Genomic DNA, 18,336 nt, shown 5'->3' on the forward strand with positions numbered 1-18,336 from the left:
CGGAAGATCCGCTCAAGCCCCAACCACGCGACCCGACTGGTCAACGCCGTCCAGACCCTCATCCTCGCCGGCTGAACCCAACTGAAAAGGGCTCACTGCTATCTACTGTGATCTTCTGACCTGTAGAAACTCCCCATTTGGGGCATGGCTTGCCTCTGGTGCTGAAGTCCGCGGGGCTCAAAGGGGGCTTGCTGGGGGCTTGGCTCCGGCCGCGACGAGTGGGCGGTCGAGAGCAGGCCACCGGCATGCGTAGATCTGTCTCATGCGCGTCCTGCAGTTGGTGCTCTGCGCTGGTGGCCGCGTGTCTCCGGCGCCCGCGGAAACGGCCGGAAATGGATTGGGAGGGCGGCTCGGGTCGCTTTAGGGTGCCGCTCATGTCTTCTCCGTTGCCGACCGGCGACCGGATGGATCTAGACAACTTGCCGGACTACTGGCAGGTGCTGTCCGGGGAACTCCGGGATGTGGAACGCCTCCCACCGTTGAATACCCACCGGCTGCTCTCGGCCCGGGCGTTCGATGAGTCGCAGGTCGCAGGGCCACGCACCTACATGGCGGTGACGCGCTACCTGAACGTCGCCCGGGACAACCATGAAGCGCTGCTCGCGCTTCTGGAACATCGCGGCGCCACCCTGTGGGCGCCATGGAGCCTTCTCCGCCCGACCTTCGAGGCGGCTTTCTACGCGACGTGGATTCTCGACCCGGAACAGGGAAAGGAACGCCGCGTGCGAGGCCTGCGCTGCGAGGTGCGGGACTTTCGCGAACGTCGTAATCACCGGGCGGCGTTCAAGATCCTGCCGGAGCTCCGCGACGCGATCGACGAGGCGGAACGCCGCGAAGGCGCCACCTCGCTCAGGACGTATAAGGATGAAGCCGCGAAGCTTGGGGTGGACTTCGACGGCGTGCAGCAAGCTCGCAGCGCCGAGCCACCGGCGACCCCGCAGTCCGAAGCGCCCGTCGTTCGGCCGAGTGACGGCGAGGCTTCGGCGACCGGTTTCCCGGGCAGCGCGTGGCGTCCGCCTTGCCGAACCGCTTGGCGGCGCGGCCTGATGGGATAGCCCGGGGGACCGGCCGATCGAGGAGTTCTGGGGCCGGAGGCGGTGGGAACCCGGCTATCCGGGTCCGGGTCGCTCGGCGTGCCGCCACGCCGAGCGGGCTGCGGCGGCCCGGATCGTCGTCCGCTATTCGTCCGCAACTGGCGACGGGACCTGACGGTTATCGACGGACGGTGACGGCACCCGCGCCGGCAGCCACCGGCGAGCCGACCCAACGTAAACGGCCCCTTCCCAGCGTTTCCACTGTTCAGGGGCCATTTGTCCTGCGTGTGGCGGGTGAAGGATTCGAACCTTCGTAGGCTGAGCCGACGGATTTACAGGGCGTCTGCTGTTTGGCTTGCGGAAGGGCGTGAGCTGCGGAAACACTCGACTTGGCATCTCTCGTCGCGAACAGTGTCCGCCGCTCGTCCGTATCCGCGGAATTGCGTGTGGTGGCTGACAGTCGGCGACCTCCGTTGCTAGCATTGATAGCAGTCGAGGGAGGGGGTCGGTATGGCTGCTGTCAGCATTCGGGATCTGGACGACTCGGTACGCGACAAGTTGCGGATTCGTGCGGCCCGGCACGGTCGATCGATGGAAGCCGAGATCCGGTTGATCCTCACGGCCGCCGCGAACGAGGACGACGAGCCGGCGGACCTGTTCATGACGCTCGTCGACCGATTCGGCCGGTTGGGTGGCGCTGACCTCGAACTGCCTGCTCGGGCGACCCCACCGCGGGCGGCGGAGTTGCCTGAATGATCATTCTGGACACTAACGTCGTCTCCGAGCTTATGCGTGGCACGCCGGAGCCGAGCGTGATCGCCTGGCTAGGTCAGCAGCGCAGCGCGGAGCTGTTTACCACCGCGGTGACACTCGCCGAAGTCCGGTACGGGATCGCCCGGCTGCCCGACGGACGTCGGAAGGACGACCTCGCTCAGGCCGCTGACGAGGTATTCAGTGCGTTCCCGGAGCAGGTCTTGCCCTTCGACGCCGCCGCAGCGGCGACCTACGCCGACGTAGTCACTGATCGGGACAAGGCGGGGCAGCCAATCGACGGGTTCGACGCCCAGATCGCCGCCATCTGCCGTAGCCGGAACGCGACCCTGGCCACCCGCAACACCAAGGACTTCCACCAAACTGGGGTCGAGCTCGTCGACCCCTGGCTGACCACCTGAGTTTGCGCCCCATGTCCGACCGTGACCAGTTCCACCGCCTCGTGGACGACCTTGCGGGTGCCGAAAATTCCGTCCGTGCTGGTCAAGCGGCATGGTGGTATTCGTGGAGGAGTCCGTCGAGCCGGTCATGGTGTCGGATGCGCAGGCCCGCGAGTGTCGTCGGTTCGGTGATCGGTTCGGGCAGTGGCTGCAGGGGTCTGGCGTTGGCGATGCCCCGATGAGGGCGGTGCTGGTTGTGGTGCCGCTGGTACTCGCGTAGGGCATGGAGCAGGTGCGCCTGGTTCCAGATCAGCGTCCGGTCGAGCAGCTCGTGGCGGCAGGCTTGGATCCAGCGTTCGATGATCGAGTTCATCCGAGGTATCCGGACACCGCTGAGGACGACGGTGATCCCGGCATCGGTGAGGATCGCGTCGAACAGCGCGGGATACTTCCCGTCCCGGTCGCGGATCAGATACTTCACGCGGCATCCGGCGTCGTCGAGGTCTATGACGAGGTTGCGGGCCGCTTGGGTTACCCACGTCGCGGTCGGGTGGGCCGTAGCGCCGAGGACGCGGACCCGGCGGGTGGTGTATTCGATGAGGGCCAGGACGTAGAGGTGGGCGCCGGTCAGCGTCGTCGCCTCAAAGAAGTCCGCGGCGATGATCGCGTGGGCCTGGGAGCGCAGGAACGTCGCCCAAGTGGTGCTGGTGCGCTGAGGTGCCGGGTCGATCCCGGCTTCCCGCAGGATCTCCCACACCGTGGAGGCAGCGACCTTGATCCCCAGGACAAGCAGCTCGCCGTGGATTCGGCGATATCCCCAGGTGCTGTTCTCGTGGGCCAGGCGCAGCACCAGTCGGCGGATCGACTGGATGGTTCGTGGCCGCCCGACCCGTTTGGGTCGGGAGATCCTGGCGTGCCGGCCGGCGATCAGGTCTCGGTGCCACCGCAGCAGGGTGTCCGGTCGGACCAGTAGCCGGACGCCGCGCAGCACGTCGCGGGGTAGCCGGTTTAGCAGCGCGGCGAGCAACGCCCGATCAGCGCGCGTGAACCGGACTTTCTCGCCGTGCAACTGTCGTTGGAGGACCACGATCTGATGTCGCAGGGCGAGGATCTCGGCGTCCTTGTCCCGGTCGCTCATCGGCAGCAGCCGTAGCAGCCCCAGCGCGTTGGTGACACCGAGGTAGACCAGTCGAAACGGCACAGCGGGTCATCCTCGCGCGATGCTCAGCGAAGATCAGCCCCGCTCGGGGCCGGCGAACTCGGAACCGCACAGGCGCCCTTAACTCGGTGATCAAGAGTGCCTATGACTAGGCCGGACGAGGTTTTCGGCACCCGCAAGGTCAGAGCCGCTGAGGCCGAGGTCCCTGTCGTGACTGCCGTACAGGAACTACCCCCGAGCACCAGCGGACCAGACATCGACGATCAGCCGATCGCACAGGAGCAACCGTGGGAAAGAGGCTCCTTAGCGGCGTCCTCCTTGCGGGAGGACGAACGCGACTGTCTGTCGGGCGGGTGGGAAGGTGAGCCGATCCGTTACTGGGATCTTGACAGCCTGAACCGCTCGACAGGTGCTGAGGCGTGCTTCCAGGGGGTGCTTCCCGGCGGAGGAGAATCGTCGGACGGAAAGCTCCACATTGAGGGCATCAAGAAGGGATATGGGTTAGCGCGGCCATCTCATCGCTGCTATGCTCGGTGGAAAATTCAAACCTGAAAACCTCGCGCCCATTTATCACAAGAGTACTAACGTCGCGAAGATGCGAGACATCTATGAATGGGATGTCCGTAACAGGGTGGAACTCGGGAAGCAGACGGTCTTCTATCGAGTAGTCCCTATTTACCGGGATGACAAAACTATACCTTATGCCTTGGAAATTACGGTTTCGAGCAACAATGGCGATCGATACTCTGATACGATCATTAATCAAGACTATAATAAGCGGTTAGGAAGAGTCTTGCGCGATGAATGGTAGATTGAGGAACTTGTACTCTGGTCGGTCCAGCAACGGCATCGATTGGGCTCGATACGAGGAAACTCTTGGATCGTCCCTGCCGGCCGACTATAAAGAGTTCTGCTCAGTATTTCCGCCCGGCTCATTTCAAGAATGGCTTACGGTTGCTCATCCATCTGATGGCGACGGTTCGGCCGATCTCGACCACACGGCAATGCTCGTCGGTATGATTCGGCGCGCCGCCAGTCGTAATGACGTTCCGTCGATTCCGTTGATCGCCGGGCCCGGAGGGCTGATTATCTGGGGATACATCGAGGACAGTGTTTATCTGTGTTGGCTCGCGACCAGCGACGATCCACAGACTTGGCGAACGTTGATCACGGATAGACATGCCTCCAATTGGGTAATTGTGGAAAAGTCTATGACGGACGTTCTATATGACATCCTTTTCGGAACTGAGCCGCTCGGGCCGCTTGAGAGTCATTCTTATTTGAGAGAATCTCCAATCGAGTTCGAACCTTTCGACTACGCCGTCGCGCCGGTCTCAGCGGATGGCGAGGAGATGCCAGTTCGCTACGACGGTGGGCCACTCCGCGCGCCGATCGACCAAGCGCATGCCATCCTCGCAACAACCGGCTCAACAGTGGCGCCGGTGATAGACGATGCGTTGTGGGATCGTCTCGTAGGCACCTACGGTGTACGAATTCCGGCCGATTACCGTGATCTCGTAAGCAGGCTCTCGCCTTTGAGTATCCGGAATATCCAGTTGTTCGTGCCCAGCCACAGTGATCCGCGCCACGACTGGACTACCCAGTTGGAGAAGGCAGTCCGCGACGCGGCGGATCGGCGCCGCAGCGGACGGCACTCATGGGCGCTCTGGCCGGCGGCGGGCGGGCTGTTTCCGTGGGGGATTGCCACGACTGGTGAGCTGTTTTGCTGGCTACCCTACAATTCTGAACCTTCTGTGTGGCCGGTCGCAATGGTCGGCTATGACGGCGAAACCGTTAGGCTGCATAACCTATCGGCAACCGCCTTCCTGTTCGAAGTGCTGAACGGTGCCGATCCGTTCGAAGTGCTACGTGCCTGGAATTGAGTTCAATGCGTTCGGTTTCGGTAATCGGATAACGATCCGTTCGCGGGCGGACAGGTGAGCGCAGATTGCGGGCAGGTCCTCTAGTCGTGGAGAACGAGGACCTGGTCGACGCCGTGGAGGGCGGACCCCGGCAGTTGGTTGACGCGCGCCGCACTCGTTCCGCACCCGCAAGAACATTGACAGGACGAGGAAGTCACCACCGACCTGGCCTGCGAGACCGCGGGCGCCATTAGTCGCGGCGCGCACTGAACGCGGCGAGCCCTCTGACCGCAACCCTTGGATCGCTGCCTCGTGGGGCGACAGGCGGCTAGCCGTAGAACCGCGACGACGTCACCGAGTCGCCGGCACTGGCTCGCCAGTGGATGCGCCCGCAGGACCGACCGGTCGGTCCTGCTCCTCTTGCTGCCTTCCACGGCGGCGCTTCTGCTCCAAACCCACAAGACAGACCGCGATGGGAGTTGCCGCCGTGAACCTGCGCCCTTGGCCGATGACAGTCGCGTTTCTCCTGGTAATGGCCGCGTTCGTCCGCCTGCTCACAGTCACCGAGGGCCATCTGGACGGCTCCGGCGCTGCGCTTGGATTGCTGGTCGGGCTTCTGGCCCTCCCACCGCTCACCGGCGTCGTCTGGGCCGCGGCGGGCGGCTCGGTCTACGCGGCGGGGGTCGGGGTGGGCCCGCGGTTGTGGTACCACCAGTTCGCGAGCGGCCGGTTCGTCCAGGTGGGCGCGCTTCCGTTCGCGGTGTACGTGGGTGGTTTCGGAGCCGCCGCCGGTCGGCGTCCGCAGACGCCGTTCCGCGTCATGCTCGCGTTCGCTGCTGCCGTCGGTGTCGCCGGGCTCGCCACGGTCGCGGTCACGACCTCGGGTTTGCTGTTCGGCCTGGGCGCCGCCGCGTTGATCTGCGTCACGAGCTACTTCGCCGATCGCAGGCCGGTCGCACCTCTGCCCGCGGCTCTTTCCGAGTTCGAAGCCCGGTCTCGCGCTCGGCTGACGCCGGTCGTGCTCGCCGTGCAGCGTCGGGACGACGCGGAGGTGGTCCGGCTGACCGCGGACGTCCCGGCCGTGCCGGCGCACTGGACCGACAGCTTTCTCCTGGCCCTACGCGCCGGCGCGCTCGCAGAGACTGCCACTGCCACCGACGCCGTGCACACGCTCCGCACCGCGCTGACCGGACCGGAGGACGCGATGACGCCGATGGTGCGCACCTACCTGGCGATCGCACTGTTCCGGGCGGTGCTCCGCGACGAGGTCTCGCCCGAGCACCACGCCTCGGTCGTCGACGAGATCCGAGATCGCGCCACGAGGAACGCAGCATTCGCCCGGTCGATGGAGTTAGCCGACGTACTGGCCGCGCAGACCGCCTACCTCGACGGCGACTGGCCACGCGCGATCGCCCGCAGTCGTCGCGCCGCTCGCCGGCAGCCGCCCGGCCACCGCGCCGACCCTTACGCGATCGCCGCGCTGGCGGCCGTGGCCAACGGCGACCGGTCCCGCGCGGCGCGCTACCTCAAGACTGCCCGCCGCAACAACCCCGCCGCGCGGCTCGTCCAGGTCGCCGCCACCGTCCTTGAGACGCCCGATCGGTCGGATGGGGGCACCGCCCTCGAGACACCTACCTCGGTCTAACGGCGAAGGTAGGACCGGGATCGGGAAGGCTTCGTCACGCGAGCGGGCCGTCAGTGTGGCGCACACGGCACCTCATCGGTTGCGGTGATCAGCCACCCCGAGAAGAACTGGGTCTTCCTCCGACAGGGCCGCACTGCGCAGGTGTCGCGGCCGTTGGCAGCAGCGGTCGCGAGTAGACGCTGGCGGTCTCGGCCGCGCACACGTGGGCGCCGGGGGTCGAGCGTGGTTGCTCGGTGGTTGCTCGCCTGTCATGGAGCCCGATGTCACGACGTGGTTCGGGGCGGCACAAGCGTCGAGGCGAGGCCTGCATGAGGGCCTCGCCTCGACGGGTTCCGGATCTATCCAGCTGCTTCGTGGTGGTGCGAGCCGTTGCGTGGTGGTACAAAGAAGTTAGAAGAGTCGATAACCGTCCAGGTCGGACTTTTAATCCGCGGGTCTATTAATCAGTGCGAGGCGGTGCTAATCATTGCACAGCTCTGACCTGCGACAACGGCATTTCGGGCAGCTGTGGGCGGTCCGGCTTGGAATCCGAGGGCTTACTGGTGGCTCAGCAGTTCAGCTCCTCGGCCACGGTGCCGTGTATGGCCCCTCGTCTCTGCTGTCCGGGAGTATGACCTCGACGTCTTCGTCGTCGGGCTCGTCGAAGCGTGCGAGGAAGTCGTCGAGGGCTTCCGGTGTCACGCCGAGCGCGTTTGCGTGTCCCTCGTCGTTCCGCATGTTCAGCCGCCGCAGCAACTCGGCTTTGGGTACGGGAAAGTGCAGCAGCCGGACCTGACCACCCGCGGCCTCGGCGATGCGCCGCCAGTCTTGCCGCTCTTCGCGCCGCCACAGGCCCCAGTCGAGTACGACGTCGCGGCCCTGCCGCACCAGGTCCACGAGTTCGGCTCGGACCTCCTCGACCACCGGTGCCTGCTCGGCGAAGTAGGTGTCCTCCGGATAGTCGACGCCGTATCGGCCGTGGCGGGCGTAGATCCGTTCGTCCACGGACAGCCGTACCGCCCCGGCGGGCGCCAGGACCCGGGTGGCGTACGTCGTCTTGCCCGAGCCGGTCGGACCCGCCAGGAGATACACCACCGCCATGCCCGCATACTTCCCGCTGCCCCGAGCCGGCGTGATCGCCGGCGGCTCGTGGCGCGTGTCGCGGCCGAACGGGTCCCGCTCTGGGGTCATTCGTCGCGGACGTTGTCCGCCGTGCGTCCGGCCCTAGTCATAGCCCGTGGAACACAGTGGGACACAATCGGACATCTTCCGGCCCGCCAACGCGCCGAAGCTAACGGACACGAAACGGCCCCTGGTCAGCGTTTCCGCTGGCCAGGGGCCGTTTGTCCTGCGTGTGGCGGGTGAAGGATTCGAACCTTCGTAGGCTGAGCCGACGGATTTACAGTCCGCTCCCTTTGGCCACTCGGGCAACCCGCCAGGGCCTTGCACGTGCCGTACTGCCAGGAGGCAGGATAACCAATGAACCAGCGCGGGCACCAATCAGGTACCCGACACAACTGCGGAGGAGCTGCGTACCGTGGCGGACTCGTCGTTCGACGTCGTCAGCAAGGTCGACCGGCAGGAGGTCGACAACGCCCTCAACCAGGCCGCCAAGGAGCTCAGTCAGCGGTTCGACTTCCGCGGCACCAACGCGTCGATCAACTGGGCGGGTGAGGAAGCGGTCACGCTGCAGGCTGACACCGAGGAGCGCCTGCTCGCGGCGTTGGAGGTGTTCAAGGACAAGCTCGTCAAGCGTGGCATCAGCCTCAAGGCGTTCGAGGCGGGCGACCCGCAGCAGTCGGGCAAGAGCTACAAGCTGAGCGGGACGATCGTTCAGGGCATCGAGAGCGAGAAGGCCAAGAAGATCGCGAAGGCGATCCGTGACGAGGGTCTCAAGGGCGTCCAGGCGCAGATCCAGGGCGACCAGCTGCGGGTCAGCGGCAAGAAGCGGGACGACCTGCAGGCGGTCATCGCGCTGCTCAAGGGGCAGGACTTCGGCATCCCGCTGCAGTTCACGAACTACCGCTGAGAGTGGGTCGTGGGCGGTTCCGACGAACCGGACCGCCCACGATCATCAGTTCGAGTAAACCCTATCGGGCGTGATGAGCACCGCGGCACGGCGTTCCTGACGCATCACGCGGTCGTAGGTCTCGAAGTCCTCGTGCGTGCCGCCCGCTGCGGTGAAGATTTCCCGGAGCAGTAGCCGCAGGCGCTCGTCGTCCACGCCGCCGACCGGGTCGTCCGGGCCGATCAGCCGGGCCTGCCCCTCGACCGCGACCCACTCCCACCCCACCCGCACGACCAGGGTCGTCTGCGGCCTGGTCCGGAGGTTCGCCAGCTTGCGGGTCCCGCCGCGGGCGACGTAACCGACGACCGGTTCCCCGCTCAGCGGGTCGTTGAGGACGCCGGCGTTCACCAGCGACGACTGGATGGTGCCGTCGTCGCGCAGGGTGGATACGACGCTGAGTCCGTGGTCGCCGGCAACCAGGCGGGCGACGTCCGTGAGGTTGGCCATGCCCGGACTGTATGCCTGCGGACCGACACCGGATCGGTCCAGCGGCAGACGAGACATCACCCGGGTGCGCCCTACGCTGACCGCGATGGTGAGCGAACGGATCGAGTCCTGGCTGCGCCGACGTCCGGTGGCGGCGGACGCTGGGTTCGCGGTGCCGCTGTTCGCGCTCGATCTGCTGCTGCAGCCTGACCGTCCGCTGCCGCTGCTGTTTTCCGGCTTGCTGGCGGGTGCGCTGCTGCTCCGCCGGACCCGGCCGGTCTGGTCCGCGGCCCTGGTCGTCGTGATCGCGTTCGTGCAGTGGCTGGTCCTCCCGCAGCTCGGGCTGTTCGTCGCTGACCTGGCGGTTCCGCTCGTGGTCCACGCGACGGCCGCGTACGGGCCCCGCTGGGCCGCCCGCTCCACGCTCGCCGCCGGGCTGGCCGGTGCCGGGCTCGGCGCGCTGACCTGGCCACCGGTCGACGACGCCTCAGCCGGCAGCCACGCGCTGTTCGCCGCAGCGATGGCCGGGTTCGTGCTGGCCGGATGGGCGCTCGGCTCGCTGCACCGGATCCGGGAGGAACGGCGCAGCGCCGAGGCCCAGCTCGCGGTGTCGGCGGAGCGCACCCGGATCGCCCGCGAGATGCACGACGTCGTCGCCCACTCGCTCGCGGTGGTGATCTCGCAGGCCGACGGCGGCCGGTACGCGGGCAGCACGGAAGCCGCGCACGCCGCCCTCACCACCATCGGCGAGACCGGCCGCCGGGCGATGGGCGAGACCCGCCGTCTCCTCGGACTGCTGCGCGAGGGCCCCGAGTCGCTGGCGCCGCAGCCGGGGCTCGCCGACGTTCCCACGCTGGTCGAGCAGGCTCGCGTCGCTGGGCTCGACGTCGTCGCCCGGCTCGACCCGCCACCGGCTCCGGTCGGCGCCGGGCTCGGCCTCGTCGTCTACCGGATCGTCCAGGAGAGCCTGACCAACGTCCTCAAGCATGCCGGGCCTACGGCCCGGGCGTCGGTCGAGATCTGCTGGCACACCCACGAACTGCAACTACGTATTGTGGACGATGGACGCGGCGCCATCGGCGCTCCGGCGCCCGGCGGGCACGGCATCGTCGGGATGCGGGAACGGGTCGCGGCGTACGGTGGCGCGATACGGACGGGATCGGGGCCGGGGGGCGGGCACGAGGTGTATGTGCGGATCCCGGTGTCGGCGTGATCCGCGTCCTGCTCGTTGACGACCAACTGCTGGTGCGGGCCGGGTTTCGCCTGGTCGTCGACTCTCAGCCCGACCTGACGGTGGTCGGCGAGGCGGGTGACGGGCGGGCGGCGGTGGCAGAGGCTTTGCGGCTGCGGCCGGACGTCGTCGTGATGGACGTGCGGATGCCGATGATGGACGGCATCGAGGCGACGAGACGGATCATCGCGCTGCCCGATCCGCCGAAGGTCGTGGTGCTGACGACGTACGACCTCGACGAGCATGCGCTGGCCGCGATTCGGGCCGGTGCCAGCGGTTTCCTGCTCAAGGACGGCGCGCCGGAGGACATGCTGGCGGCGTTGCGGACCGTGCACGCGGGGGACGCGGTGATCGCGCCGTCCACGACCCGGCGGCTGCTCGACACGCTGGCGCCGGCCACCGACCCGGCCGCGGTGCGCGCGGTGGCGACGCTCACCGACCGCGAACGGGACGTGCTGGTCGCGATGGCGCGGGGGTACTCCAACGCGGAGATCGCCGAGCGGCTCGTCGTGTCGACCGGCACCGTGAAGACCCACGTCGGGCGCATCTTGGCGAAACTCGGTGCGCGTGACCGGGTGCAGGCGGTGGTGACCGCTTACGAGGCCGGGCTGATCCGCCCCGGGCGCTGACGGCCAGGTCGCTCGTCACAACCGTCCCGAAAGCTGACACCGTCCGGGGTCGGCCGCGCGGCATACCCCGATCTGGACCGTCGGCAGACGCGGCCGCGCCGGTGCGAAACCTAGCGTCGGCGGGTGCCAGGAACCCCTGGCGCCCGCACCCGCGCAACGACTCCCCCCGACCCGGGTCCGGCTCGGCCAGACCCGGCCCGGTCCGTCTCGGCCAGACCCGGCCCGGCCCGGCCCGGCCCCGCCAAGCCTGCCCGGTCCGGCTCGGCTCGGCTCGGCTCGGCCGGACCCGGCCCGGCCCGGCCCGGCCCCGCCAAGCCTTGCCCGGGCCGATCGGGAGTCGCCGCCGGATCGACACGAAGGACATTTATGCGCCTCACCCCGCCGCGCGCCGCACTGGCGGTCGCCGCCGTGGCGACCGTTCTCGCCGCCACCGCCGCGCCACCCGTCGCGGCGTCGCCCGTCGCGGCGTCGACCGCTCCCGCTTCCGCGGTGACGTCGGCAACCGCTGCGGCGTTGGTTTTGCCCGCACCGACCGGTCGATACGCCGTCGGCACGGTCCCGCTGCACCTGGTGGACGCCGCCCGGATCGACCCGTGGGGCGACGGGCGGCAGCGCCGCGAGCTGATGGTGAACATCTGGTACCCGACCCGAAGGACGGCCGGCTACCCGCGTGCCCCGTGGCTCACGCCCGCTGAAGTCACACCCGTCGGCCGGGACATCGTCCAAACCCTGACCGGCGCGCCGGGCGACGTCCCCGGCCTGAAAGCAGTGCGTACGCACGGTGCAGTGGGAGCGCCGGTCGCGGACCGGCCGGGCGGTCACCCGGTGGTGCTGTTCTCGCCGGGGTACGGCGCGGAACGCAACTCCAGTGCCGCGCTGGTCGAGGACCTCGCGAGCCGCGGGTACGTGGTGGTGACGATCGACCATCCGCACGACGCCACCGCGGTCGAGTTTCCCGGTGGGCGGGTGGTGACGAACACGATCACCGCGCTCCTCGAGAAACACCCCGACCAGCAGGATGAGCTCGTTGCGAAGATGCTCGCGACCCGGGTCGCCGATGCCCGGTTCGTGCTGGACGAGCTGGCCCGGCGTAACACCGGCTGGATGCGGCTGACGAACGTCGGCATGGTCGGGCACTCGCTCGGCGGCGCTACCGCGGCCCAGGTCGCGCACGACGACGCTCGGGTCACGACGGGTGTCAACATCGACGGGAATCCGTACGGTTCGGTGGTCACCACCGGGTTGGACGAGCCGTTCCTCCAGGTCGCGTCCGGCCGTACGACGCGGGAGAACACCCCTGCGTGGGGCACGTTCAAGGACAACCTGCGCGGGTGGCACCGGGAGATCCGGGTGGCGGGCTCGGAGCACTTGAGCTTCCACGACCTCGTCCTGGCCCGGGCGACGCTCGCCCGGTTGCCCGGCGTGACGCCTGCCGTCCTCACCGACGCGTTCGGGACGCTCGACGGCCGCCGGGTGGTCGCGATCGAACGGGCTTACGTCAGCGCGTTCTTCGACCTGCACCTGCGTGGGAACGACCGGCACCTGTTCGACTCACCGCGTTTCCCGGAGGTCACTTTCGTGCCCTGACCAGGGGCGTTCTCAGGGCCGACATCAGGTGCTTCCCGGATAGGCGGTGGATCGAGGAGGACGGACTCTGGAAGTACCAATCTCGTCCCATCGGAGAGTGCCGTGGAGATCGACGGAATCCTGTCTGCCCTCATTGTCGGTGCGATCATCGGTGCGCTCGGTCGGCTGGTGCTGCCCGGACGTCACCGGGTCGGCTTACTCATGACGTTTGTCGTCGGCATCGTCGCCGCGCTGCTCGGCACCTCGGTGGCCAGCGTGCTCGGCGTCGCGGAGACGTCCGGCGTCGACTGGCTGGAGCTGATCGCGCAGGTCTCGCTCGCTGCGGCCGGTGTCTCGCTGGTGGCCGGCTCGAAGGACCGCCCGAAGATCACCAGCGGGCGCTGAGACTCCTGGTCGCGCGGTCCGGCCCCCGCGCGACCAGGTTCAGACCCGCCCGGCCGGTACCGACCCCGCCGGCCGGGGTGCCGCTCGTCTCCTCATGGGCCGACGCGGTAACGGGAGCCGCCCGCGGCTCGGCGCTGCCCTCGCCGGGCTGCGGGCGGCGGTCGGCGAATGGTCTTCCCGACCGGCGGGCATGCTGTGCGGGTGTCATCGACGATGCTCGAGGTGGGACCGCGGCTCGCGGTCGGGTTGGTGGTCCTGACGCTGATCGCGGCGGTGGTCGCCGGCGTGGGGCAACTCGGCCCCTGGCGGTCGATCCCGGTTGCCGCGGTACGCGCGACCGTTCAGCTCGGCATCGTCTCGCTGCTGATCGCCGCGATCGTCTCGTCGCTCTGGTTCACCACGCTGTTCGTCGTCGCGATGGTGGGCACCGCCGCCTGGACGTCCGGCCAGCGGATCACCCGGGCCCCGACCCGCGCGGAACGCGGAACCGCCGCACTCTGGGCCGCGTTGCCGATCGCGTGCGGGAGCGTGCCGATCGTCCTCGGACTGATCGTGGGCGGGCTGGTCCCGGTCCGCGGCATCGCGATCGTCCCGATCGCGGGCATCCTCATCGGTGGTGCGATGACCGCTACGTCGCTCGCGGGTCGACGGGCGCTGGACGAGTTGGAGACCCGCCACGGTGAGGTCGAGGCCGCGCTCTCGCTCGGCTTCACCGACCGGGACGCCGCCCTGGAGATCTGCCGCCCGTCCGCGGGCCAGGCGCTGGTGCCCGCGCTCGACCAGACCCGCACGGTCGGGCTGGTCACGTTGCCGGGCGCGTTCGTCGGTGTGCTGCTCGGTGGCGGTAGCGCGGTGGAGGCCGGCGCCACCCAATTGCTCGTGCTGATCGGGCTGCTCGCCGTCGAGTCGATCGCGATCGTCGTCGTCACCGAACTTGCCGCGCGGTCCCGGCTGACGCGCCACCCGGCGTCCGCCTGACGCTTCTGTTTGAACCCTCACCCCCCGGGTACCGACGCTCAACCCGTCTTCTGGACGGGAACAGAACCGGTCGGTGATGCCCGTGTCTGTGGATCAGCTACGTCTACGATCCGGTCCGTTCGTCCTGGCTCTCCTCCTCGCCGCGGCGACGCTGACCGCCTGCTCGGGCGGTGACTCGCGGAAGACGATCACGTTCTTCCAGTTCAAGCCCGAAGCGCAGGCCTACTTCCAGGACTTGGCCCAGCAGTTCGAGGCGGCGAACCCGGACGTGCGGGTGGTGGTCGACAACCCCGCCGAGCCGGAGACCGCGCTCCGCACGCGGCTGGTCAAGAACGATGTTCCGGACGTCATGTCGCTCAACGCGAATGGTGCGTTCGGCGAATGGGCGACCGCGAAGATCTTCCGCGACTTCCGCGACGAATCCATTTTGGATGACGTCAATCCGGCTTACCTGGAGATCATCCGGACCCTGGGGCAGGGCACGCCGGGCGAGGTGAACGGGGTTCCGTTCGCGGCTAACGCCAGCGGGCTCCTCTACAACGAGCAACTGTTCGCGCAGCATCGGGTCGGGATTCCCCGGACGTTCGACGAGCTGATCGCCGCGGCGGAGAAGTTCAAGGCCGCCGGGATCACCCCGTTTTACGGAATGCTCGCGGACTCCTGGACCGCCCAGTCGCCGCTCGCGCCGCTGACCGTGCAGACCCAGGGCGACACGTTCTTCGAGGACCGCTTCGCCGGCAAGACCGACTTCGCGACCGGCTGGCGGGAAGCGATGGAGAAACTCGCTCAGCTGTTCCGGTACACCCAGCCCGATCCGCTCTCCAAGGGGTACGAGGACGGGACTTCGGCGTTTGCCGCGGGCGGATCCGCGATGCTGCTGCTCGGTAGTTACGCGGTCCCGCAGATCCGGGCGGGCAAGCCGGCGTTCAAGGTCGGCAGCATCGCGCTTCCCGCGACCGACGATCCGGCAAAAACGACGCTCGTTTCCGGCGTCGACGTCGTGCTGACCGCGTCACGCAGCGGCGAGCACCCAGAGGAATCGCAGCGCTTCATCGATTTCCTCATGGGGGAGCAGATCGTGATCGATTACTGCAAGGCTCAGGTCGCCGTTCCCACGCTCAAAGGCCTCACCAATACCGACCCGGCGCTGGCAGGCGTGCAACCGTACGTCGAGTCCGGACGGATCGTCGGCTTCACCGACCATCAGTTCATTCCGGCGATCCCGCTCGGCCCGCTACTGCAGGAATTCCTGCTCGACGGCGACGTCAGCGCCTTCCTGACCGACTTGGACGACGCCTGGAACAAGGTCGCGAAGCGGCGCACCTGGGGCCTCGGGGCGGTGAAGGAGGGATGAGCGGCCGGGTATCGCGGGCGTTTTACGTCATGGTGTTGCCGGCGGTCGTGCTGTTCTTCGTCTTCCACACGATCCCGGTGGTCCAGGGCATCTATTACAGCTTCACGGACTCCCCGGGATACGGCCCGTCCGAGCTCGTCGGCTTCCGGAACTACATCGCGCTGTTCACCGACGGCCGGGTGCTGCACGCGTATTGGTTCACGTTCCTGATCGCGGCGGTCGCCACGATCCTGGTGAACGTGGTCTCGCTGGCGATCGCGCTCGGCCTCAACGGCAAAATCAAATTCAAGACGACGTTGCGCGGCGTCTACTTCATCCCGAACGTGCTGGCGATCCTGGTCATCGGGTACATCTTCAGCTACCTGTTCAACAACTCGTTGCCGGCGCTGGCTACCCAGCTCGGCATCGATTCGCTGTCCACATCGCTGCTCACCGACGCGAAGACCGCGTGGATCGGCATCGTCATCCTCGCGGTCTGGCAGGCAGCGGCGTTCAACATCATCATCTACATCGCCGGCCTGCAGACCGTTCCGGCGGAGCTGTACGAAGCCGCCAGCATCGACGGCGCATCGGCCTGGCGGCAGTTCCGCAGCGTCACGTTCCCGATGATCGCCGGGTTCTTCACGATCAACATGGTGCTGTCGCTCAAGTCGTTCCTGCAGATCTTCGACCACATCATCGCGCTCACCAACGGCGGGCCGGGAACCGACACCGAATCGGTCTCGGTGCTGATCTACAAGGGTGGATTCCAGGGCGGGGAGTACGGCTACCAGAGCGCCAACTCGGTGGTCTTCTTCGTCATCATCGTGGCGCTCTCGATCACACAGTTGCGAGTGCTGCAGCGGCGGGAGGTGTCGGTCTGATGGGTTCTCGAGTGCGCGTCAACTGGTGGCTCACCACGTTGCTGATCGTCCTCGCGTTGACGATCCTGATCCCGCTCTACTTCGCGATCGTGACGTCGCTGAAGACCACCGACCAGCTCGGCGGCACCGGATTCGGGCTGCCCGACCGGGTGCGATGGGAGAACTTCTCGGATGCTTGGCGGCTGACGAACTTCCCGCGCTCGGCGTTGAACAGCGCGCTGATCACGGTGGGTGCGGTGGTGCTGACGCTGATCACGAATTCGATGGTGGCGTACGCGATCGCGCGGAACATGCACCGGCGGCTGTTCCGGATCCTGTTCTATTATTTCGTCTCGGCGCTGTTCGTACCGTTCCCGATCATCATGCTGCCGGTGGCGAAGCTGACCGCGATCCTGCGCCTCGACAACCCGAGCGGACTGATCCTGCTCTACGTTGTTTACGGGCTCGCGTTCAACATTTTCATCTTCACCGCGTACATCAATTCGATCCCGCGCGAGTTGGAGGAAGCCGCGGTGACGGACGGCGCGTCGACGTGGGGGGTGTTCTGGCGGATCATCTTCCCGCTGCTCGCGCCGATGAACGCGACGGTGGGGATCCTGACGTGCCTGTGGGCGTGGAACGACTTCCTGCTGCCGCTGGTGATCCTGTCGGATCCGGGGTCGGCGACGTTGCCGCTCGTGCAGTACGTGTTCCAGAGCCAGTTCCAGACGAACTACCCGACGGCGTTCGCGAGCTACCTGATGGCGATGGCACCGATGTTGATCGTGTACGTGTTTGCGCAACGCTGGGTGATCTCCGGGGTTACGCGCGGAGCCATCAAGTAGGCGGTGCGCTGGTCTGCTCTGAGCGGATCCGCTCTGAGCGGATCCGCTGTGGGCGCAACCGCGACGGAAGTGTCATACCTGGTCAGTAGTGTCTTCCTCGTCTTGGAAGTCGAGTTGAGGAGGACGTTGATGGAGCCGATTCGTGGGGTTGCCGCCGGTGTGCCGTTCCTGGCACTGCCGCCCGCCGACGGTGGCCCGGCTCCGTTGGTCGTCGTCTGGCACCTGATGGACGCGCCACGCACCGAGGTCGCGATGGCGGCTGCGCTGCCGCTGAACGGGGTCCCGGCCTGGCGGGTGTACCTCGGGCTGCCGCTGATGAGCACCCGCACCCCGGCCGGGGGGTTCGAGGAAATCATGGCGCTGATGCACGAGGACTCGCTGCTCAAGGTCCACGGCTACGCGATCACCCAGGCCGCGGCCGAGCTGCCCGCGGTGCTCGACGCGCTCCGCGAGCAGCTGCCCCCGACCGCGCTCGTCGATGCGCCGCTCTCGCTCGTCGGCGGCTCGGCGGGCGGCGGCGCCGCGCTGCTGGCGCTCACCGAGTCGAAGCGGCCGGTCGCGGCGGTCGCAGCGATCAACGCGGCGGTCCGGGCCACTGCGGTCGTCGAGTTGGTCGAGCAGGCGTTCGGCATCAAGTACGCCTGGTCGGACGAGTCGCGGCAGCTCGCCGCCCGGCTTGATTCCGTCGCGCGCGCCGACGAGATCGCGGCCCGCCGTCCGCAGGCCGCGGTGCTGATCGTCAGCGGCGAGGAGGATCACCCGACGTTCCTGGCGGACGCCGCTGCGCTGCGCGACGCGCTCCAGGAGCGGTACGCCGACCCGGCCGCGGTCACGCTGACGACGATCCCGGGGCTGGCGCACCCGCTGGCGCTGGAGCCCGGCCTCGAGGCCGCACCTCAGCTTCCGCAGGCGGTCGAGGTGGACGCCGCCGTGAGCGCGTTCCTCGCGCGCTACCTGCCGGCGGGCGCCGGGGCGCGCTGAGCACTGCGCACGGCGAGGCGCCGCGGGCTCCGGCCTCGCGGCGCCTCGCCGTGTGTCGGCGGGCTGGTACACGTCGTGGGTGCGCGGGGTGCGCGGGGTGCGCGGGGTGCGCGGGGTGCGCGGGGTGCGCGGGGTGCGCGGGGTGCGCGGGGTGCGCGGGGTGCGCGGGGTGCGCGGGGTG

Annotated in this window: 19 protein-coding genes, 1 tRNA gene and 1 pseudogene; 17 read left to right on the forward strand and 4 right to left on the reverse strand. The window is 67.8% G+C overall.

Annotated features, from left to right (window positions below; genetic code table 11):
• The first annotated feature begins 374 nt into the window (after positions 1–374).
• From BUB75_RS43735 to BUB75_RS43745, 4 genes and pseudogenes are all read left to right on the forward strand, one after another.
• The gene (locus BUB75_RS43735) at positions 375–1,055 is read left to right on the forward strand and encodes a hypothetical protein (protein ID WP_143175819.1); all 681 of its coding nucleotides are present in this window, start codon (positions 375–377) and stop codon (positions 1,053–1,055) included.
• A gap of 489 nt (positions 1,056–1,544) precedes the next feature.
• Positions 1,545–1,619: pseudogene (locus BUB75_RS48990) on the forward strand (FitA-like ribbon-helix-helix domain-containing protein); the annotation flags it as partial.
• Positions 1,620–1,625: 6 nt separating this feature from the next.
• Positions 1,626–1,790, forward strand: coding sequence for a hypothetical protein (locus BUB75_RS43740; RefSeq protein WP_245806393.1), 165 nt, complete (start codon positions 1,626–1,628; stop codon positions 1,788–1,790).
• The gene (locus BUB75_RS43745) at positions 1,787–2,206 is read left to right on the forward strand and encodes a type II toxin-antitoxin system VapC family toxin (protein ID WP_073266791.1); all 420 of its coding nucleotides are present in this window, start codon (positions 1,787–1,789) and stop codon (positions 2,204–2,206) included. Before BUB75_RS43740 ends, BUB75_RS43745 begins: the two co-directional genes overlap by 4 nt.
• Before the next feature lie 82 nt (positions 2,207–2,288).
• On the opposite strand, the gene BUB75_RS43750 is transcribed toward BUB75_RS43745, so the two are convergent.
• Positions 2,289–3,386: an integrase core domain-containing protein gene (locus tag BUB75_RS43750; RefSeq protein ID WP_073266793.1), complete on the reverse strand. Its 1,098-nt coding sequence runs from the start codon at positions 3,384–3,386 to the stop codon at positions 2,289–2,291.
• A 475-nt stretch (positions 3,387–3,861) separates the two neighbouring features.
• Between BUB75_RS43750 and BUB75_RS48995 the strand changes: the two genes are divergently transcribed.
• The 3 genes from BUB75_RS48995 (at position 3,862) to BUB75_RS46900 (ending at position 6,851) form a co-directional block, all read left to right on the forward strand.
• Entirely contained in the window at positions 3,862–4,155 is a 294-nt protein-coding gene (locus tag BUB75_RS48995; protein WP_425430929.1) for a DNA/RNA non-specific endonuclease, read from the forward strand.
• Between the two features lie 10 nt (positions 4,156–4,165).
• Complete coding sequence (locus tag BUB75_RS45995) at positions 4,166–5,227, forward strand: hypothetical protein (protein WP_143175820.1); 1,062 nt, start codon at positions 4,166–4,168, stop codon at positions 5,225–5,227.
• 487 nt (positions 5,228–5,714) lie between these two features.
• The gene (locus BUB75_RS46900) at positions 5,715–6,851 is read left to right on the forward strand and encodes a hypothetical protein (protein ID WP_178380141.1); all 1,137 of its coding nucleotides are present in this window, start codon (positions 5,715–5,717) and stop codon (positions 6,849–6,851) included.
• 555 nt (positions 6,852–7,406) lie between these two features.
• Here BUB75_RS46900 and BUB75_RS43765 read toward each other — a convergent pair.
• A complete protein-coding gene (locus tag BUB75_RS43765) occupies positions 7,407–8,021 on the reverse strand; it encodes a P-loop nucleotide/nucleoside kinase family protein (RefSeq protein WP_218618141.1) in 615 nt (204 codons plus the stop codon).
• Positions 8,022–8,185: 164 nt separating this feature from the next.
• Positions 8,186–8,267 (reverse strand) — tRNA-Tyr (locus BUB75_RS43770).
• Positions 8,268–8,367: 100 nt separating this feature from the next.
• Here BUB75_RS43770 and BUB75_RS43775 point away from each other — a divergent pair.
• Positions 8,368–8,859, forward strand: coding sequence for a YajQ family cyclic di-GMP-binding protein (locus tag BUB75_RS43775; RefSeq protein ID WP_073266800.1), 492 nt, complete (start codon positions 8,368–8,370; stop codon positions 8,857–8,859).
• A gap of 45 nt (positions 8,860–8,904) precedes the next feature.
• Here BUB75_RS43775 and BUB75_RS43780 read toward each other — a convergent pair whose 3' ends face one another.
• Complete coding sequence (locus tag BUB75_RS43780; RefSeq protein ID WP_073266803.1) at positions 8,905–9,345, reverse strand: TIGR03618 family F420-dependent PPOX class oxidoreductase; 441 nt, start codon at positions 9,343–9,345, stop codon at positions 8,905–8,907.
• An 85-nt stretch (positions 9,346–9,430) separates the two neighbouring features.
• Here BUB75_RS43780 and BUB75_RS43785 point away from each other — a divergent pair, with 85 nt between their 5' ends.
• The 9 genes from BUB75_RS43785 to BUB75_RS43825 all read left to right on the forward strand — a co-directional run bounded on the left by BUB75_RS43785 (position 9,431) and on the right by BUB75_RS43825 (position 18,155).
• Positions 9,431–10,537, forward strand: a complete 1,107-nt coding sequence (locus BUB75_RS43785) for a sensor histidine kinase (RefSeq protein WP_073266805.1) — start codon at positions 9,431–9,433, stop codon at positions 10,535–10,537.
• A complete protein-coding gene (locus tag BUB75_RS43790) occupies positions 10,534–11,184 on the forward strand; it encodes a response regulator (RefSeq protein ID WP_073266807.1) in 651 nt (216 codons plus the stop codon). Before BUB75_RS43785 ends, BUB75_RS43790 begins: the two co-directional genes overlap by 4 nt.
• 366 nt (positions 11,185–11,550) lie before the next feature.
• Complete coding sequence (locus BUB75_RS43795; protein ID WP_073266809.1) at positions 11,551–12,771, forward strand: alpha/beta hydrolase family protein; 1,221 nt, start codon at positions 11,551–11,553, stop codon at positions 12,769–12,771.
• A 102-nt stretch (positions 12,772–12,873) separates the two neighbouring features.
• Positions 12,874–13,155 carry a GlsB/YeaQ/YmgE family stress response membrane protein gene (locus BUB75_RS43800; protein ID WP_073266811.1) on the forward strand — a complete coding sequence of 94 codons (282 nt, stop codon included), beginning with the start codon at positions 12,874–12,876 and terminating at the stop codon, positions 13,153–13,155.
• Between the two features lie 201 nt (positions 13,156–13,356).
• Entirely contained in the window at positions 13,357–14,133 is a 777-nt protein-coding gene (locus BUB75_RS43805; RefSeq protein WP_218618142.1) for an ABC transporter permease, read from the forward strand.
• Positions 14,134–14,215: 82 nt separating this feature from the next.
• On the forward strand, positions 14,216–15,487 hold the full coding sequence (locus BUB75_RS43810) for an ABC transporter substrate-binding protein (RefSeq protein ID WP_178380142.1): 1,272 nt from the start codon (positions 14,216–14,218) through the stop codon (positions 15,485–15,487).
• The gene (locus tag BUB75_RS43815) at positions 15,484–16,350 is read left to right on the forward strand and encodes a carbohydrate ABC transporter permease (RefSeq protein WP_073266815.1); all 867 of its coding nucleotides are present in this window, start codon (positions 15,484–15,486) and stop codon (positions 16,348–16,350) included. Before BUB75_RS43810 ends, BUB75_RS43815 begins: the two co-directional genes overlap by 4 nt.
• Positions 16,350–17,174, forward strand: a complete 825-nt coding sequence (locus BUB75_RS43820) for a carbohydrate ABC transporter permease (protein ID WP_073266817.1) — start codon at positions 16,350–16,352, stop codon at positions 17,172–17,174. Before BUB75_RS43815 ends, BUB75_RS43820 begins: the two co-directional genes overlap by 1 nt.
• A gap of 129 nt (positions 17,175–17,303) precedes the next feature.
• Complete coding sequence (locus BUB75_RS43825; RefSeq protein ID WP_084742551.1) at positions 17,304–18,155, forward strand: prolyl oligopeptidase family serine peptidase; 852 nt, start codon at positions 17,304–17,306, stop codon at positions 18,153–18,155.
• The last annotated feature ends 181 nt before the right edge of the window (positions 18,156–18,336 follow it).

The sequence above is a fragment of the Cryptosporangium aurantiacum genome (assembly GCF_900143005.1).
In the GTDB taxonomy this organism is placed as follows: domain Bacteria; phylum Actinomycetota; class Actinomycetes; order Mycobacteriales; family Cryptosporangiaceae; genus Cryptosporangium; species Cryptosporangium aurantiacum.

Coding starts and splice junctions, on each gene's coding strand:
- BUB75_RS43765 (WP_218618141.1), bottom strand. CDS start 8,021: ATGACCCCAGAGCGGGACCCGTTCGGCCGCGACACGCGCCACGAGCCG.
- BUB75_RS46900 (WP_178380141.1), top strand. CDS start 5,715: ATGACAGTCGCGTTTCTCCTGGTAATGGCCGCGTTCGTCCGCCTGCTC.
- BUB75_RS43820 (WP_073266817.1), top strand. CDS start 16,350: ATGGGTTCTCGAGTGCGCGTCAACTGGTGGCTCACCACGTTGCTGATC.
- BUB75_RS43780 (WP_073266803.1), bottom strand. CDS start 9,345: ATGGCCAACCTCACGGACGTCGCCCGCCTGGTTGCCGGCGACCACGGA.
- BUB75_RS43740 (WP_245806393.1), top strand. CDS start 1,626: ATGGAAGCCGAGATCCGGTTGATCCTCACGGCCGCCGCGAACGAGGAC.
- BUB75_RS43825 (WP_084742551.1), top strand. CDS start 17,304: ATGGAGCCGATTCGTGGGGTTGCCGCCGGTGTGCCGTTCCTGGCACTG.
- BUB75_RS43735 (WP_143175819.1), top strand. CDS start 375: ATGTCTTCTCCGTTGCCGACCGGCGACCGGATGGATCTAGACAACTTG.
- BUB75_RS43745 (WP_073266791.1), top strand. CDS start 1,787: ATGATCATTCTGGACACTAACGTCGTCTCCGAGCTTATGCGTGGCACG.
- BUB75_RS43795 (WP_073266809.1), top strand. CDS start 11,551: ATGCGCCTCACCCCGCCGCGCGCCGCACTGGCGGTCGCCGCCGTGGCG.
- BUB75_RS43785 (WP_073266805.1), top strand. CDS start 9,431: ATGGTGAGCGAACGGATCGAGTCCTGGCTGCGCCGACGTCCGGTGGCG.
- BUB75_RS43815 (WP_073266815.1), top strand. CDS start 15,484: ATGAGCGGCCGGGTATCGCGGGCGTTTTACGTCATGGTGTTGCCGGCG.